Source organism: Leisingera sp. CC-HEC096 (assembly GCF_059429235.1).
On sequence record NZ_JCAIJS010000001.1, the window covers coordinates 403,911 to 419,115 of the forward strand.

The 15,205-nt window shown below is 64.4% G+C and carries 15 protein-coding genes; 8 read left to right on the forward strand and 7 right to left on the reverse strand.

Translation table 11 applies throughout. The annotated features are described in order from the left end of the window. Nucleotides 1–105: 105 nt before the first annotated feature. The 5 genes from AC5STI_RS01980 to AC5STI_RS02000 all read right to left on the reverse strand — a co-directional run bounded on the left by AC5STI_RS01980 (nt 106) and on the right by AC5STI_RS02000 (nt 4,846). On the reverse strand, nt 106–540 hold the full coding sequence (locus AC5STI_RS01980) for a DMT family transporter (protein ID WP_475051068.1): 435 nt from the start codon (nt 538–540) through the stop codon (nt 106–108). Nucleotides 541–694: 154 nt separating this feature from the next. Next, a complete protein-coding gene (locus AC5STI_RS01985) occupies nt 695–1,375 on the reverse strand; it encodes a hypothetical protein (protein ID WP_490398541.1) in 681 nt (226 codons plus the stop codon). Between the two features lie 18 nt (nt 1,376–1,393). Continuing rightward, entirely contained in the window at nt 1,394–2,050 is a 657-nt protein-coding gene (locus AC5STI_RS01990; protein ID WP_495445403.1) for a DNA-3-methyladenine glycosylase I, read from the reverse strand. A gap of 28 nt (nt 2,051–2,078) precedes the next feature. Further along, nucleotides 2,079–2,840 carry a hypothetical protein gene (locus tag AC5STI_RS01995; RefSeq protein WP_490398539.1) on the reverse strand — a complete coding sequence of 254 codons (762 nt, stop codon included), beginning with the start codon at nt 2,838–2,840 and terminating at the stop codon, nt 2,079–2,081. A gap of 590 nt (nt 2,841–3,430) precedes the next feature. Next, nucleotides 3,431–4,846, reverse strand: coding sequence for a pyridoxal phosphate-dependent decarboxylase family protein (locus tag AC5STI_RS02000; RefSeq protein ID WP_495445404.1), 1,416 nt, complete (start codon nt 4,844–4,846; stop codon nt 3,431–3,433). 313 nt (nt 4,847–5,159) lie between these two features. On the opposite strand from AC5STI_RS02000, the gene parE reads away from it, so the two are divergent. The 6 genes from parE (at nt 5,160) to AC5STI_RS02030 (ending at nt 12,038) form a co-directional block, all read left to right on the forward strand. Further along, nucleotides 5,160–7,118, forward strand: a complete 1,959-nt coding sequence (gene parE / locus AC5STI_RS02005; RefSeq protein WP_490398536.1) for a DNA topoisomerase IV subunit B — start codon at nt 5,160–5,162, stop codon at nt 7,116–7,118. 29 nt (nt 7,119–7,147) lie between these two features. Then, complete coding sequence (locus AC5STI_RS02010) at nt 7,148–7,945, forward strand: hypothetical protein (protein ID WP_495445405.1); 798 nt, start codon at nt 7,148–7,150, stop codon at nt 7,943–7,945. A 746-nt stretch (nt 7,946–8,691) separates the two neighbouring features. Then, a complete protein-coding gene (locus AC5STI_RS02015; protein ID WP_495445406.1) occupies nt 8,692–9,300 on the forward strand; it encodes a carboxymuconolactone decarboxylase family protein in 609 nt (202 codons plus the stop codon). Nucleotides 9,301–9,481: 181 nt separating this feature from the next. Next, on the forward strand, nt 9,482–10,423 hold the full coding sequence (gene ppk2 / locus AC5STI_RS02020; protein WP_475051080.1) for a polyphosphate kinase 2: 942 nt from the start codon (nt 9,482–9,484) through the stop codon (nt 10,421–10,423). Nucleotides 10,424–10,486: 63 nt separating this feature from the next. After that, on the forward strand, nt 10,487–11,122 hold the full coding sequence (locus AC5STI_RS02025; protein ID WP_495445407.1) for a DUF1007 family protein: 636 nt from the start codon (nt 10,487–10,489) through the stop codon (nt 11,120–11,122). 1 nt (nt 11,123) lies between these two features. Further along, on the forward strand, nt 11,124–12,038 hold the full coding sequence (locus tag AC5STI_RS02030) for a nickel/cobalt transporter (RefSeq protein ID WP_495445408.1): 915 nt from the start codon (nt 11,124–11,126) through the stop codon (nt 12,036–12,038). A gap of 3 nt (nt 12,039–12,041) precedes the next feature. Here the strand turns inward: AC5STI_RS02030 and AC5STI_RS02035 are convergent, their stop codons facing one another. Beyond that, nucleotides 12,042–12,692: a TIGR02453 family protein gene (locus AC5STI_RS02035; RefSeq protein WP_495445409.1), complete on the reverse strand. Its 651-nt coding sequence runs from the start codon at nt 12,690–12,692 to the stop codon at nt 12,042–12,044. A 117-nt stretch (nt 12,693–12,809) separates the two neighbouring features. On the opposite strand from AC5STI_RS02035, the gene AC5STI_RS02040 reads away from it, so the two are divergent. Further along, nucleotides 12,810–14,192, forward strand: coding sequence for an MATE family efflux transporter (locus AC5STI_RS02040; protein ID WP_475051086.1), 1,383 nt, complete (start codon nt 12,810–12,812; stop codon nt 14,190–14,192). Nucleotides 14,193–14,217: 25 nt separating this feature from the next. Here AC5STI_RS02040 and AC5STI_RS02045 read toward each other — a convergent pair whose 3' ends face one another. After that, nucleotides 14,218–14,586, reverse strand: a complete 369-nt coding sequence (locus AC5STI_RS02045) for a DUF1428 domain-containing protein (protein WP_495445410.1) — start codon at nt 14,584–14,586, stop codon at nt 14,218–14,220. Between the two features lie 173 nt (nt 14,587–14,759). Between AC5STI_RS02045 and AC5STI_RS02050 the strand changes: the two genes are divergently transcribed. Next, nucleotides 14,760–15,203, forward strand: coding sequence for a nucleoside deaminase (locus tag AC5STI_RS02050; protein ID WP_495445411.1), 444 nt, complete (start codon nt 14,760–14,762; stop codon nt 15,201–15,203). Nucleotides 15,204–15,205: the final 2 nt, after the last annotated feature.

Genomic DNA, 15,205 nt, shown 5'->3' on the forward strand with positions numbered 1-15,205 from the left:
TTCCGGGCTGCGGACTGCGAGTCTGGTGTTTTATTGCCCGGACAAGGCCGTGTTAGGGAGGGCAATGGAGCGTCTGCCCGGAAAGGGGCGCGTTCGGGGCCGCCATCACGCCATCTGGGTGATCCAGACCCCCAGCGCCATCACTGAGATGCCGGCGGCGCGGGTGAGCGTCAGCGGGCTGATCTGGGCGCCGAACAGGCCGAAGTGGTCGATGGCTGCGGCAGAGATCAGCTGGCCGATCAGCACGAAGAACACCGCATTCCCCACCCCGAAATGCGGCGCCACATGGGTGATCGACAGGACGTAAAAGGCCACCAGAACCCCAGCCAGAAACAGATGCTTGGGTGCCGCCGGGATCTTGGCCAGCGCCTGCGGGCCTGCAATCAGCGCATAAAGAACTGTTGCCACCAGCGCGATCAGGAACAGCACCACGGCGGCGGATGCGGGGGAGCCGATAAGTTTTCCCAAAGCTGCATTCAGCGCCGCCAGCACCGGGATGCCGAGGCCTGCGGCCAGCATGATGAGGGCGTATTGGGTCATGTCGCGGCTCCTGCAGGTGTCTCTGCGGTTTTGTGAACGGAAACACCCTGGCAGCACAAGTGCTACGTTGCGGCCCGGGACCGGATTCCGTCGCCAATTCCGGCCATAAAAAATAGACTTTCTATGGCTGTTTTCCGCGGCGGAAAACGGCGGGTCAGTCGCAGATGCCGTCCAGCTCTGCACCGTTCCACGGCAGGTAGACATCGCTTTCGCGGCTTTGCGGCAGCGGGCTCACCGGCATGGCGGCGGCCAGCATCTTGTGCAGCCGCCGGGTGCGGGGCGCCTGCGGGGCGAGGGCGCGGCAGCAGACGTATTCCTCCATGATGGCGCCTTGCTGCTCAAACCCGTAGGTCAGGAAATCGGGCTCTCCCTGCAAATCGAACAGATAGGGGTCGCGGCTTTGTCCATGCTCCACCGCCGCGCGCAGCGGCGAATAGCCGGTGCGCTTGCGGTTCTGCCATTGCCAGGCATGGGTGATCTCATGCGCCAGCAGCATCGCCTCCACCAGGTGCAGCCGGTCCGGGTACTCCGGCAGGTAGTTTTCCAGGTACCAGTCGCGAGTGAAGAAGATCCGGTTGAACAGCGCCACTGCGGCCGGGGAGGAGGTGACGATCTCATCCTTGACCGGCGGCAGAATGCGCTCGCGGCAGGTGACGCGCGGGCGCGGCATCCGGCGGAAAGTGACCGCGCCGACCGGTGCCCCCTTGACGATGCGGATCCTGTCCGCGTTCAGGCTGGTGCCGTGCAGCCCGTCCAGATAGGCGCGTTCGGTTTGCGTCAGCGGGCGGCCGCAGGCGGTGAGGATCAGGAATGCGAGGAGCAGCAGGCGGATCATCTGCACAGGGCCTTTGCGTCAGCAGCTCATCGCGAGCACGCGGCTGATTTCGGTGAGCGTGCGTCCCGATTGCTCCATCCAGTCGTTGAAGGCTGCTTGCACCGCCTTCAGCGCGGTCTTGGAGGTCGCGGGTTTGTCTATGATGCCTTCGGCGATCAGGCGGGTGGTGACGTCCTGACTGAGGATGAAACTGTCGCGGCCGGCAAAGCGCATGGCGTACTGGCCGGTGTTGCCGCCAAGGCGGGCGCCGCGTTTCTTGAGCATGTCCAGCAGCCCGATGTAATCGGTGGAGGGCCAGCCGCCCAGCACTTGGCCCGCGCCGCCCTCGTCGCGCAGCTCCATCAGGAAGGCGGCGTTGTGGCGGACGGTCGCGAGCTTGGCGCCATTGCGCACGACGCGGGTGTCGCTGAGGATCCGGTCGAACTCGTCTTCGGCCATGAAGGCGCAGGGGCCCGGGTCGAAGCCGTGGAAGACCTCCTCGAACCCGTCCCATTTCGCCTCGATCACTTTCCAGTTGAAGCCTGCCTGGAAGATGCATTTGGTCATCACGGACAGCCAGCGGTCTTCCGGCAGCGCCGTCACCTTGGGGTCGGGTTTGGAGAGCTTTTCCTCCAGCGCCGCGGGGCCGCCGTGGCGGTCTGCGGAAATGGCGTAGATCTCGTCGAAGCTGCGCATAGCGGGTCCTTTTAGCGGTCCGGTCAGGTTAGCGGCGCTGGCGCAGCTCGACAATGGATTTGCCGAGACGGAAGGGGGCGGCGAAGCTGACGAGGCACAGCGCAATGATCTGCAGGACCAGGATATGGGCATTGTCCTGCAGGTATTCCCATTCTTCTTTCAGTTTGGACACATGGGCGATCAGGTCGTCATAGGCGCGGGCGATGATCAGGTAATCGCCGGCGATGGCGGGCACCTTGCGGCGCATGTTGTCCACGGCTTCCTGGGCCGGGGCGTCGAGCGAGGTGAAGACCAGGAACGCCTCGGGATCGAAGGCGCTGGCCTGGGCTTCCATTTCTTTCATTCCGTCTGCTGCGCCGCGGCCGCCGAACAGGAAGCTGAGGCCCTGCAGCGGCGCGACCTCATCCGTCACTGCGATGAACAAGGGCAGCTCGGCGTTGCCCGCGGTGGAGGCGGAGAGGAATTCGACCTTTTCGCACAGGACGGCGATGTCGGCGTCATAGGCCGGGTCGCAGAAGCGCAGGCGGAAGCGGGCGGCGTCGCGGTCGAAGGCCGCCGTTGCGGCATAGGCGATGTCGATCTGGCGTTCGAGCTTGGAGCTGTCGGCGGCGTAGATGCCGGAGATCACCGCGACCAGCGCGCCGAAGCCGCCGAGGACCACCCACACGAGGTCCGCCAGTTTCCAGGCGCGGTGGCCTGCGGGTTTGCGAAAAAGGAAGGCGGTGCCGATCAGCCCTGCGAAGAAGAACATGAGGAGCAGGGGCAGCTGGTTGTCCGCGATGAAGGCCATGCCCGGTCTCCTGGCTGGGTGTGATGGCCTAACCATAGGAAGAGGCAGGGGTTTCAGGCAACCGCCCTCACGAAGCTGTCACCGCGCAGGACTGCGGCCCGGCGGGAGGGTGTCTCCGTCCGGGGCGGCTGGCTGTGCGGGGCAGGTGCCCCTTGTCTCGTGCGGCCGGTAGTCAGCGGCCGGGGTAGAGGAGGCGGCGCCGCCAGAGGGCGGAGGGCCGGGCAGGGGGTCGCAAGCCCCCATGTCCGCTCGAAAGCTCTCATCTGCGGAAAACCCCTGCACCCAATGAAGGAGGTGGTCTTGGGGGTTCCGTATCTCCTGGCGGTGCGGGGTGTCAGACCGCACCATGTGTCGCGACGCAGGTGAGTATGGCAGAGCCGGGTTAAGGCGCGGCAAGCGGGGCGTGCGGTGGTTTGCGGCGTGAGGCAACGGGGAAGCCGTTTTGACCGAACCGCCTGCGGCCAGGTCTGCGCCGGTCTGCCTTTCGAACTGAAGGGCTGGAGGTTTGTCTCCGGCAAAACGGACAGGCGTCTGCGCGCCGTCCCAAGGTCAGGCCCGGGCCTTGTGCCGCGGCACACTCGCAGCGGGCGTTATTTTGCCGCTTCCCGCGCCACTGCAGCGATGGCCGCCCGCACATCCGTCTCGCGGCTGCGGTGGTTGGTGATCGCCGCCCGCAGCATCACCCGGCCGTCTGCCCGGGTGGTCGAGAATACCGCCTCGCCGCTTTCCTGCAGGGTCTGGGCGATGCGGGCGTTCACCTGCGACTGCGCCTCCGGCGGCAGATCGCTGCGCGCGGTGAACACGCAGACATTCGACACCACCGGCGCCCCCAGCGCCATATCGGGCTGTCGCTCCACCTCTGCCGCCATAAACGCCGCCAGCTCGCAATTGCCGGTGATCGCCTCGGAAAAGGCTGCTTCGCCATATGTTTCCAGCGCCGTCCAGACCTTCAGCGCCCGGTTGCCGCGGCTGAGATCAATGCCGTAGTCGCAGAACCACGGCTCGCCGCCCGCCAGCCCGCGCTCGGCCCCTTCCAGATAGGCGGGCCGCGCCGCGAAGGCTGCCCGGTGCTCGTCCTCGTTGCGCAAAAGCGCCATGCCGCAGTCATAGCCCACATACATCCACTTGTGGAAATCCAGCGCAATGCTGTCGGCCCGCCCGATCCCGTCGCTGAGCGACCGGTACGGCTCCTCGGCGATCCGCGTCCAGGCGCCGAAGGCCCCGTCCACATGCAGCCACAAGCCCAGCTCCGCCGCGGCATCCGCCAGCGCGTTCAGATCGTCAAACAGCCCAAGGTCCACCGTGCCGGCATTGCCCACCACCAGAAAGGGCTTCTCCCCGGCGGCCTTGTCGCTTGCAACCATCGCCGCCAAAGCAGCGCAGTCCATTTGACCGTCCTTCAGCGGCACCTTGCGCAGGTTGTCCGAGCCGATGCCCAAGAGCTCCACCGCCTTCAGCGTTGCATTATGGACGCCGTCCCCGGCGTAGGCGGTCAGCCGCACAGCGCCTTGGCCCTGCTTGCGCAGGTCCTTCAGCACCCTGAGCCGCGCCGCCTGAAAGGCAATCACCGTCGCCTGCGAGGTGCCGGTCACCAAGATCCCGCTGGCGCCGTCCGGCATCCCCATCTTGCGGCGTGTCCAGTCAACCACCGCGCGCTCCATGTAGTTCGCGCCGTGATCGCGCCCGCCCATGTTGGCGTTGACGGCCGCCGCCGCCAGAGAGCTGATCAGGTCCGAGGCCAGACCCGAGCCCTGCACCCAGCCCCAAAACCGCGGATGGGTGTTGCCGCCGTGATAGGGCAGCACGTCGCGGATGATCCGGTCCACCGCTGCCCGCGGCCCCAGCGCCTCTGCCGTCACCGCATAGCGCGCATCGATGTCGTCCGGCACCGGCTGCCAGGGACGCTCCGCAGCCTGCTGCATCTGGTCGAGCGCGGCGTCCAGCATCCGCTGCGCCTCAGCCCGGAACGCCGCCCAGTCCTGCGTCTTGATTCCCTTCTCAGCCACCCGCGCGCCCTCCTTCTGCCCTTAGCTGGCAGAGGTGTAGCCCGCAGCCCCTTGCGCCGCACGGAAAATATCGACGCACCCGGATAACCGGAACTTAGCTTCGATGGTTTGAAAACTCGCTCATGCCCGCCACCCGGCGGCACGCCGGATGGCCTCCAATCCGGGGCCAGGCGCAGCCCTGTCCGTAGAAGATTCAAAGCAGTACGAAGCCCAGCCCGGCCTTATCCACAGCCCCTCGCAGCCCTCTTCCACCCGGCTGCGACACCTGCCATAATGGCCGCCAATCAACACCAAGGAAGAGCAGTTCCCGCACATGGCCGACGACCTTCTCAGCACGCCTGCAGCCGATACCTATGACGCGTCCTCGATCGAGGTTCTGGAAGGCCTCGAACCGGTCCGCCAGCGCCCTGGCATGTATATCGGCGGCACCGATGAGCGCGCGCTGCACCATATGGTGGCCGAGATCCTCGACAACTCGATGGACGAGGCGGTTGCGGGCCATGCCAACCGGATCGAGGTGACGCTGCACGCCGATTACGCCGTCACCATCTCAGACAACGGCCGCGGCATCCCGATCGACCCGCACCCCAAGTTCCCGGACAAATCGGCGCTGGAGGTGATCCTGTGCACCCTGCACGCGGGCGGCAAGTTCTCCGGCAAGGCCTATCAGACTTCCGGCGGCCTGCATGGCGTCGGCTCCTCGGTTGTGAACGCGCTGTCGGATTCCATGGTGGTGCAAGTGGCCAAGAACAAGGAACTGTTCGAACAGCGCTTCTCCCGCGGTCTGCCATTGGGTCCGGTCGAGAAGGTCGGTGCCGCCCCCAACAAGCGCGGAACCTTTGTGACCTTCCACGCCGACGAGGAAATCTTCGGCCACCACCGCTTCAAGCCCAAGCGGCTGTTCACCCTGGTGCGCTCCAAGGCCTATTTGTTCTCCGGCGTCGAGATCCGCTGGAAATCGGAAATCGACGACGGCGAAACGCCGCAAGAGGCCACCTTCCACTTCCCCGGGGGCCTGCGCGACTACCTGACCGAAGTGCTGGGCAAGTCCTCCGTCTACGCAGACGTGCCCTTTGCGGGCAAGGTGGAGTTCCGCGAGAAGTTCGGCGAGCCGGGCTATGTGGAGTGGGCGATCAACTGGACGCCGTCGCGCGACGGTTTCACCCAGTCCTACTGTAACACCGTTCCCACGCCCGAGGGCGGTACCCATGTGGCGGGTTTCTGGTCCGCCATCCTCAAGGGCATCAAGGCCTATGGCGAGCTGGTCAGCAACAAGAAGGCCGCCCAGATCACCCGCGACGACCTGATGGCGGGCGGCTGCGCGCTGGTCAGCTGCTTCATCGCCGACCCGGCCTTTGTCGGCCAGACCAAGGACCGCCTGTCGACTGAATCCGCCAACAAGATGGTGGAAAACTCGGTCCGCGACCATTTCGACAACTGGCTGGCCGCCGACACCAAATCGGCCGGCGCCATCCTCGACTTCCTGATCCTGCGCGCCGAGGAGCGCCTGCGCCGCAAGCAGGAGAAAGAGACCCAGCGCAAGTCCGCCACCAAGAAGCTGCGCCTGCCCGGCAAGCTCACGGACTGCACCGCCAAGAACCGCGCGGGCACCGAGCTGTTCATCGTCGAGGGCGACTCGGCGGGCGGCTCCGGCAAGGGCGCGCGCAACCGCGAAAACCAGGCACTGCTGCCCCTGAAGGGCAAGATCCTGAACGTGCTGGGCGCGGCCTCCAACAAGCTCGGCTCGAATGCCGAGATCAACGACCTTTGCGAAGCGCTGGGGGTCGGCCTTGGCACCAAGTTCAACCTTGATGATCTGCGCTATGACAAGATCATCATCATGACCGACGCGGACGTCGACGGCGCCCATATCGCCTCGCTCCTGATGACCTTCTTCTTCACCCAGATGCGCCCGCTGATCGACGGCGGCCACCTGTATCTGGCCTGCCCGCCGCTGTTCCGCCTGACCCAGGGCGCGCGGCGTGTTTACTGCCTGGACGAGGCCGAGCGCGACCACTGGCTGGAAAAGGGCCTGGGCGGCAAGGGCAAGATTGATGTGAGCCGCTTCAAGGGTCTTGGCGAAATGGACGCCAAGGACCTGAAGGAGACCACGATGGACCCCAAGACCCGGAAATTGATCCGGGTGACGATCGACGAGGACGAGCCCGGCGAGACCGGCGACCTGGTCGAGCGCCTGATGGGGAAAAAGCCGGAGCTTCGCTTCCAGTACATTCAGGAGAACGCGAAGTTCGTGGAGGAGCTGGATGTTTGAGGGGGAGGTAAAAACGTCATGAGGAAAGCGTGCCAAAGAAAGACATTTTGATCTCTGGTTATTCAAGATATGTGGATGTTCTTGAAAAAAACAAAACCTGCATCGAATACATGCCCTTCCGATGGGTGCCATCTCAAGATAGTTACAACATTATAGAAGATGGCGGCATGAAGAAGTTTCTATTTCTAGAAACATCAAGGGAGCACGCAAATGACTTGGCGAATATTGTCAACGAACTAATCTCGGTTGAGCGGCAACTACGCACCTGGATTTTTGTAATAGAGGAGTTTCCCGGCAAGGGTGATAAACATAGTATACTGTTTGAATTTATCCTTCCTCTGGCCGAACGCTCTCTACTTCTCCCTTACACTATCCAAGCTCGGTTTTACTTTTCGATGGCACAAATTAGCCATCAAGCAAATTTGATGACTAATAGGACATCAACAGACAATCTTTCAACGTTGCCACTAGATCAAGCAATCAGCCAAGAGATCGCCAGTTCGGTTGCCAAAAGTTGGAAGTACAAACGAAAACTGTTGAGTGCCATCGAGAAAATAAACTCAAGAGAATTTCAAGAAAACACACGCTCCTTTCGGAATATCTACACACACAGACACTGGCCAGGCATTGAAATTGGCTCTTCAAAATCAACTTACAGATCACCGAATTCGAATAATGCTAGCTACTCAATCAGTGCGCCGAGCCCATTGAAGTTGTCGGAGATCGTTCCCGAGGTAGAAAGACAATGTGAAGCGTCGAAAAAAGCGTACTCCATGCTTCAAAAATTGGTGAGGGAACAAATTGCCGCTGCTGGGATAGCCGCCTGACCATCGTTGCATTTAGGTCTTTCCGAAACGCACGGAGCATAGCTCGCGTTCCTCTGTGCCACCCTTCGACAACACAAGGCCCGCGCCTGACCTTGGGAGGGCGCGAATGCGCCTTCCCGGGGGGAAGGTCAGGCGCGGGCCGTGCCGCTGCGCGCCACGTCCCAAGGGACACACCGCCACTGTCACGTTCCAAAGCACCGGCAGCAGCGAGGGGCTCCGCCCGTCCCCGCCTCAAACAGTCCCCCGGACTGTTTGTCCCTGCGGGAACCGGCGTGAACTCCCGGATGTAAGGTCAGGCGCGGGCCGTGCGGCTGCGCGCCACGTCCCAATAGGGCACACCGCCACTGTCACCTTCTAATGCACCGGTTTCAGCGAAGGGCTCCGCCCGTCCGAACCTCAAACGCTCCCCCGGAGCGTTTGCCGCTGCGCGGACCGGTTCGAACGCCCGGAGGGAAGATCAGGCGCGGGCCGTGCCGCTGTGCGCCACGTCCCAGAGGGGGCACAGCGCCACCGTCACTTTCCAAGGCACCGGCACCAGCGAAGGGCTCCGCCCGTCCACGCCTCAAACAGTCCCCCGGACTGTTTGTCCCTGCGGGAACCGGCGTGAACTCCCCGGGGGAAGGTCAGGCGCGGGCCGTGCGGCTGGCGCCTCACGTCCCAAGGGGGCAGGCGTCTGACGTTCCGTTTTGTCTTCCACTGATGCGTGCAGCCGCTACTCTTCCGCCCAAACAGTCAGGGAGAGACGCATGGCCTGGATCAGAACCGTTCCGTTCGAGGACGCCGCCGGCAAGCTGAAGAAGCTTTATGAGCGGGTCACCGGGCCGGGGAACAATGTCGACAATATCATGATGGTGCACTCGCTGCGGCCGCATTCGATGGAAGGCCACATGGCGCTTTACAAGAATGTGCTGCACCACACGGGCAACACGGTGCCGAAGTGGTTCCTGGAGGTGCTGGGGGTCTGGGTCTCAAGCCTCAATGACTGCGCCTATTGCGTGGAGCATCATTTCGCCGGGCTGCAGCGGCTTTTGGGGGATGAGGCGCGGGGGCGGGCGATCCGGGCGGCGATCGAGGCGCGTGATCCGGGCGCGGCGCCGCTGGAGCCGGGGCAGGCGCAGGCGATGGTGTATGCGCGGCGGCTGACGGAGGACCCCGCCAGCGTGACCGCGGCGGATATCGAGGCCTTGCGGGACGCAGGCTTTGACGACGGGGAGATCCTGGAGCTCAACCAGGTGACCGCCTATTTCGCCTATGCCAACCGGACGGTGCTGGGGCTGGGATGCTCCACCAAGGGCGATGTGCTGGGCCTGAGCCCGAACAATTCGCAGAACCCGGATGATTGGGGGCATACGTAAGGGGCGCTGCCCCTCGGCCCTGGCGGGCCTCACCCCGGGATATTTTCAGCCAGATGAAGAGGATCAAGCGGCCTGGCGTCCGCTTTTAGGTGTGCAAACCGCTCATCTTTTGATGCAGGTCAGGGCGGGGCGGCGGCGGCGGCAGTATGGTTGCGGCGCAGATTCAAAGAAGGAGCTTTTTATGGACGCCGCAGCACAGAACATTGTGAACAGCGCCGCAGGGACAGTTCAGGCACCGGAGCCGGAGGTGCCCCCCGCCGTACCGCGGGCGCCAACTGCAGAGGATATCCGGCGGGCCTTTGAGAGCGGAAAGTACCCGTACCCGCGCAAGATGGTGCGCAAGGAGTACGAGGCGGAAAAGGCCCGGCTGCAGGCGGAACTGCTGAAAGTGCAGCTGTGGGCGCAGGAGACCGGCGAGAAATTCGTGATGCTGTTCGAGGGCCGCGATGCAGCGGGCAAGGGCGGCACCATCAAGCGGTTCACCGAGCACCTGAACCCGCGTTCGGCCCGGGTGGTTGCCCTGAACAAGCCTTCGGACGAGGAACGCGGGCAGTGGTATTTCCAGCGCTATGTGCGGCATCTGCCGACCAGTGGCGAGATCGTGTTCTATGACCGGTCCTGGTACAACCGCGCAGGCGTCGAACGGGTGATGAGTTTCTGCGAGCCGAACGAATACCTGGAGTTCATGCGCCAGGCGCCGGAGTTCGAGCGGATGCTGGTGCGGTCGGGCATCCGGCTCTACAAATACTGGTTCTCGGTCACGCAGGAAGAGCAGAAACGCCGCTTCGACTCGCGCGAGACCGACCCTCTGAAGCAGTGGAAGCTGTCGCCGATCGACAAGGCGTCCCTGGGCAAGTGGGATGATTACACCGAGGCCAAGGAGGCGATGTTCTTTTACACCGATACGGCGGATGCGCCCTGGACGGTGATCAAGTCCAACTGCAAGAAGCGGGCGCGGATCAACTGCATGCGGCACTTCCTGGCCTCGCTGGATTACCCCGGCAAGGACCCTGAGATTGTGCAGGAGCCGGATCCGCTGATCGTCGGGCAGGCGCATCATGTGATCCATCAGTCCGATCACATTCTGGGCAAAGCCTTGCATCCGGGCACACGGGCGCGCTGAAGCCCGCCTGCGGCGCAGCCCTGCGGTTGCGGGGCTGCAGTCAGGCGCGTAATGCTTTGACGCATGAAACATATTGCTCCCTTGTTCGCAGCTGCGCTGCTCGCTCCGCAGGACGCCGGGTCGCACCCGCATATCTTTGTCGATACCGCGCTGAAGGTGATTGTCTCGGACGCGGGGCAGCTGGAAGCGGTTGAGATCACCTGGGCCTATGACGAGTTCTATTCTTTGCTGATTTTCGAGGACCGGGGGCTGGACAGCGATTACGACGGTGCGCTGACGGCGGAGGAGCTGGCCAAGCTGCAAGGGTTCGACATGGCCTGGACTGAGGGGTTCGAGGGCGATACTTACCTGACCCGCGACGGCGCCGGGCTGGAAATGGGGGCGCCGGTGCATCTGGCGACGGAAGTCGCGGACGGGCGCATCACCACCCGTCACCGCCGCGCCCTGGTGCAGCCGCAGGCGGCCGATGGCGTGGTGATCAAGGCATATGACCCGGGCTATTACACCGCTTACACGATGACCGGCGGGCTGGAGGTCTCCGGCGGCTGCCAGGGCAGCATCACGCCGCCGGATCTGGATGCGGCCTATACCAAGGTGGAGGAGCTGCTGTATGCGATGCCGGCCGATCAGGCAGAGGAGGCATACCCTGAGGTGGGCGAGGCCTTTGCCGATACTGTGCGGCTGAGCTGCGGGGCGTAAGGTGCGGATTTTCCTGACCATAGCTGCGCTGGGCGTGGCGGGTCTGGCGCTATGGCTCTGGGGTTTTGGCGGAGCCGGGGTGGTGTCGGCCTGGGCGGCTGAGGGGCAGCGGGAGGCGCAGAACGCGATGGCGCGGGGGCTGCGGGCCTTGCGCGCGGGCGAGCCGGGCGCGCTGATGGCGCTGCTCAGCTTGTGCTTTGCTTACGGGTTCTTCCACGCCGCAGGTCCTGGCCATGGCAAGCTGGTGATCGGCGGCTATGGCATGGGCAAGCCGGTGCCGCTGGCCCGGCTGGCCGGGCTGGCGCTGGCGTCCTCGCTGGCGCAGGCGGCCACGGCGGTGCTGCTGGTGGCGGGCGGGCTGATGCTGCTGGACTGGGGGCGCGAGCAGCTGACCAGTGCGGCAGAGGATGTGCTGGCGCCGGTGTCCTACGGGCTGATTGCGCTGGTGGGCCTGTGGCTGCTGGCGCGGGGCCTGCGGCGGCTGCTGGGCAGCCGGGCTGGCGCACATGGTAGTCATGACCATCACCACCATCATCATGAGGCCGGCGAGGTGTGTTCCTCCTGCGGGCACCGGCACGGGCCGACCGTGGAGGAAGCGGCGAATGTCCATTCGCTGCGCGATGCGCTGGCGATTGTGGGCGCAGTGGCGCTGCGGCCTTGCACCGGGGCGGTGTTCCTGCTGCTGCTGACTTGGCGGATGGGCGTTTTGTGGTCCGGGATTGCCGGCGCCTTTGCCATGGGGCTGGGCACCGCCACGGTCACCGTCGCTGTGGCCGCGGCTGCCGTGACCATGCGAAAGGGGGCGCTGGCGCAAATGCAGGGAACGGGCGCCTTGCGCGCTGCCGCGGTGCTGGAGATCCTCGCGGGTGGCGTTGTTGCCGTGCTGGCGGGTCAGATCATGCTGCGGGCGCTGTAACGGTCACGCGTCCAGGGCTTCCTGCAGAAGAGTGAACATCGGCTCCAGCGTCAGGTAGGCGGACATCAGCGCCGCCATCGGCGCGTCCTGTTCGCGCGGACTCATCTCGTGCCAGAAGGTGAGGGACTTGCGTTGCAGCAGGTGCCCGTGGGGATGGGCCTTGCCATAGGGGGCAGGGACTCGCTTCAGCTCGGGTTCATTCGCGGCAAAGCCCTTGAGCGCCAGGATGTCCACGAGGGCTGCGGCCTCATCCCCGGTTTCGCCGTCCACCGCCTCGCGCCAGGCAGGCAACTGTGCCTTGGTGAAGTTCATGATGCCGCCGCCGGTGGTGCAGGACTTGGGGTCGATGCCGAAGAACAGCGCGCAGCCTGCGTTGTTGACCGTCCACATCATGTGCAGATGGGTCTTGTAGGGCGTCTTGTCCTTGGAAAACCGGATGTCGCGCTGGGGGCGGAACAGCCGGGGCACGGCCTGCGCGCCGGTGCGTTTGGTGATCGCCTGCGCGACTTCGTCCAGAAGCAGCAGGGCGGGCGACTTGAGCTGCGTCTCATAGCGGTCCTTGTGCGCGGTGAACCAGTCGCGGTTGTTGTTCTGCGACAGCTCTTTCAGAAAGGCGCGGGTGTCGGGGATAAGCTGCGCAAAAGGGTCGGTCATCGGAAATGGCTCCTGCAGGCGGTGGGGCGTCTGTGCAGAATACCACCATGCGCTTGTGCGAGGGGCAAGGAGACTCTGCTCTTGCCGGAACCGTCCGGCAAGCCTAAGGCTGGCTTCATGAGCACGTTAACCAACCGACACACCGAAATGTCACCGGGCGGCCATGCCCGGGCGATTGCCGTTCTTGGCCTGCCGCTGATCGGCGGCCATGTGGCGCAGTTTGCCATCGGCCTGACCGATACCGTCATGCTGGGCTGGTACGGGGTGGAGGCGCTGGCGGCGGTGACGCTGGGCTCGACCTATTTCTTTTCGATCTTTCTGCTGGGCTCCGGCTTTGCCTTTGCGGTGATGCCGATGGTGGCGGCTGCGGCGGGCGCTGGAGAGGAGCGGCAGATCCGCCGCTCCACCCGCATGGGGCTGTGGCTGTCGCTGGCCTATGGCGCGCTGGCGATGCCCTTGCTGTGGTGGTCGGAGCCGATCCTGCTGCTGCTGGGGCAGGAGCCTGAGGTGGCCCATGCGGCGGCAGAGTATCTGCGGATTGCCGGCTGGGCGATCTTCCCGGCGCTGTTGTACATGGTGGCCAAGTCCTATCTGGCGGCGCTGGAGCGGACCCAGATCGTTCTTTGGCTGTCGGTCTTCGGCGCGGTTCTGAATGCGCTGGTGAACTATGCGCTGATTTTCGGCAATTGGGGCGCGCCGGAGCTGGGGATTACCGGGGCGGCGATTGCGTCCCTTGTGACCAACGGTGTGTCCTTTGTGCTGGTGCTGGCCTATGCGCTGAAGGTGCTGCCGGAGCATGAGCTGCTGAAGAACTTCCAGCGGCCCGACTGGGAGATGCTGGGCCGGGTGTTCCGGATGGGCACGCCGATCGGCCTCACGACGCTGAGCGAGAGCAGCCTGTTTGCGGCCTCGGCGATGATGATGGGGTGGCTGGGCACAGTGCCGCTGGCGGCGCATGGGATTGCGATCTCGCTGGCGGGGCTCACATTCATGGTGCACCTGGGGCTGTCCAATGCCGCCACCATCCGGGCGGGCAATGCCTTTGGCCGCGGCGACCGGGCGCATATGGCGCGCGGCGGCAAGGTGGTGACGGCGATGTCGCTGGGGGTTTCAGTGGTGGGGGTCACCCTGTTCCTGACCATTCCCGGGCCTCTGATGTCGCTGTTCCTGGACTCGGCGGACCCGCAGAAAGATCAGATTCTGCTGATCGGTGCGGGCCTTTTAGCGGCGGCGGCGCTGTTTCAGATGATGGACGGGATGCAGGCGATTGCGCTGGGCCTATTGCGCGGGGTGCAGGATACCGGCGTGCCGATGGTGATTGCCGCGCTCAGCTATTGGGCGGTGGGTATCCCGGCCTCCTATGTGATGGGGTTTGTATTCGGCTGGGGCGGTGTTGGCGTCTGGATGGGGCTGGTTGCCGGCCTGACCACGGCGGGGCTGTTCCTAATGAAACGGTTCTGGGGCCAGTCGATCAAGCTGGTGGGGGCGAAGCCCGCGTAGGCCGGGCTGGGCCGCACAGCGCTTGTCAGTCCGTGCCGCTGCCGCGTCCCATGATGTGGATCGGGGAAAACGCGCCGAGGATCAAGCGGCGGTGGTCAAAGGGGATCTCGACGGGGATGTCGAAGCGGGTGTCCTTGGCGATGCGGGCTTCGGCGTCCTCCATCTCCTCCCTGCTGGGCCAGACCTGCCAGGAGAGGACGATGCGCTCCCCCGGGCGGGCAGCCACAGCGCGGCGGAAATCGGTGTGCTTGCCGTCGGGCACGTTGTCCTCCCAGGAGTCGACGATTTCCAGGCAGCCGTATTCGCGGAACAGCTCGGCACTGGTCTTGGCCCAGGCCTTGTACGCCTCGAAGTTTTCTTCGGGGACGGGGATCACAAATCCGGCGACATACATGGCGGCCCTCCCTAGGATCGGCCCGGGCACCGCCCGGCCTTGGCGAGTTTGGCACGGGGCGGCGTTTCACTCCAGCGTCTTGCTGAGGGCCGCGGCGCGGGGTTGACCGCCTGGTGCCCTGCGGGCAGGATTCCGAAACAGCCTGATTTTCAACCTGAAAGCCCCTTGCCATGATGACCGACGACGACAAGCGACTGCTGCGGATTGCCTATGAGGAAGCCAAGGCAGGTTTTGACGAGGGCGGTTGTCCGATCGGTTCGGTGCTGGCGCGCGGCGGCCAGGTGGTGGCGCAGGGGCGCAATCAGCGGGTGCAGAAGGGCGATCCGATTGCCCATGGCGAGATGGATGCGCTGCGCAAGGCCGGGCGGCAGAAGACCTACCGGGACACGGTGCTGTATACCTCGCTGTCTCCCTGCATGATGTGCAGCGGCACCATCGTGCAGTTCGGCATTCCGCGGGTGGTGATCGGCGACACGCAGAACTTTGGCGGCAACGAGGAGTTCCTGCGCTCCAGGGGCGTCGAGGTGGTGATTGCCGAGGACCCGGACTGCATCGCGCTGATGCAGCGGTTCATCCGCGAAAAGCCGGAGCTGTGGGCGGAAGACATCGCCGAGTAGGA

Coding starts and splice junctions, on each gene's coding strand:
- AC5STI_RS01980 (WP_475051068.1), bottom strand. CDS start 540: ATGACCCAATACGCCCTCATCATGCTGGCCGCAGGCCTCGGCATCCCG.
- AC5STI_RS01985 (WP_490398541.1), bottom strand. CDS start 1,375: ATGATCCGCCTGCTGCTCCTCGCATTCCTGATCCTCACCGCCTGCGGC.
- AC5STI_RS01990 (WP_495445403.1), bottom strand. CDS start 2,050: ATGCGCAGCTTCGACGAGATCTACGCCATTTCCGCAGACCGCCACGGC.
- AC5STI_RS01995 (WP_490398539.1), bottom strand. CDS start 2,840: ATGGCCTTCATCGCGGACAACCAGCTGCCCCTGCTCCTCATGTTCTTC.
- parE (WP_490398536.1), top strand. CDS start 5,160: ATGGCCGACGACCTTCTCAGCACGCCTGCAGCCGATACCTATGACGCG.
- AC5STI_RS02015 (WP_495445406.1), top strand. CDS start 8,692: ATGGCCTGGATCAGAACCGTTCCGTTCGAGGACGCCGCCGGCAAGCTG.
- ppk2 (WP_475051080.1), top strand. CDS start 9,482: ATGGACGCCGCAGCACAGAACATTGTGAACAGCGCCGCAGGGACAGTT.
- AC5STI_RS02025 (WP_495445407.1), top strand. CDS start 10,487: ATGAAACATATTGCTCCCTTGTTCGCAGCTGCGCTGCTCGCTCCGCAG.
- AC5STI_RS02035 (WP_495445409.1), bottom strand. CDS start 12,692: ATGACCGACCCTTTTGCGCAGCTTATCCCCGACACCCGCGCCTTTCTG.
- AC5STI_RS02040 (WP_475051086.1), top strand. CDS start 12,810: ATGAGCACGTTAACCAACCGACACACCGAAATGTCACCGGGCGGCCAT.
- AC5STI_RS02045 (WP_495445410.1), bottom strand. CDS start 14,586: ATGTATGTCGCCGGATTTGTGATCCCCGTCCCCGAAGAAAACTTCGAG.
- AC5STI_RS02050 (WP_495445411.1), top strand. CDS start 14,760: ATGACCGACGACGACAAGCGACTGCTGCGGATTGCCTATGAGGAAGCC.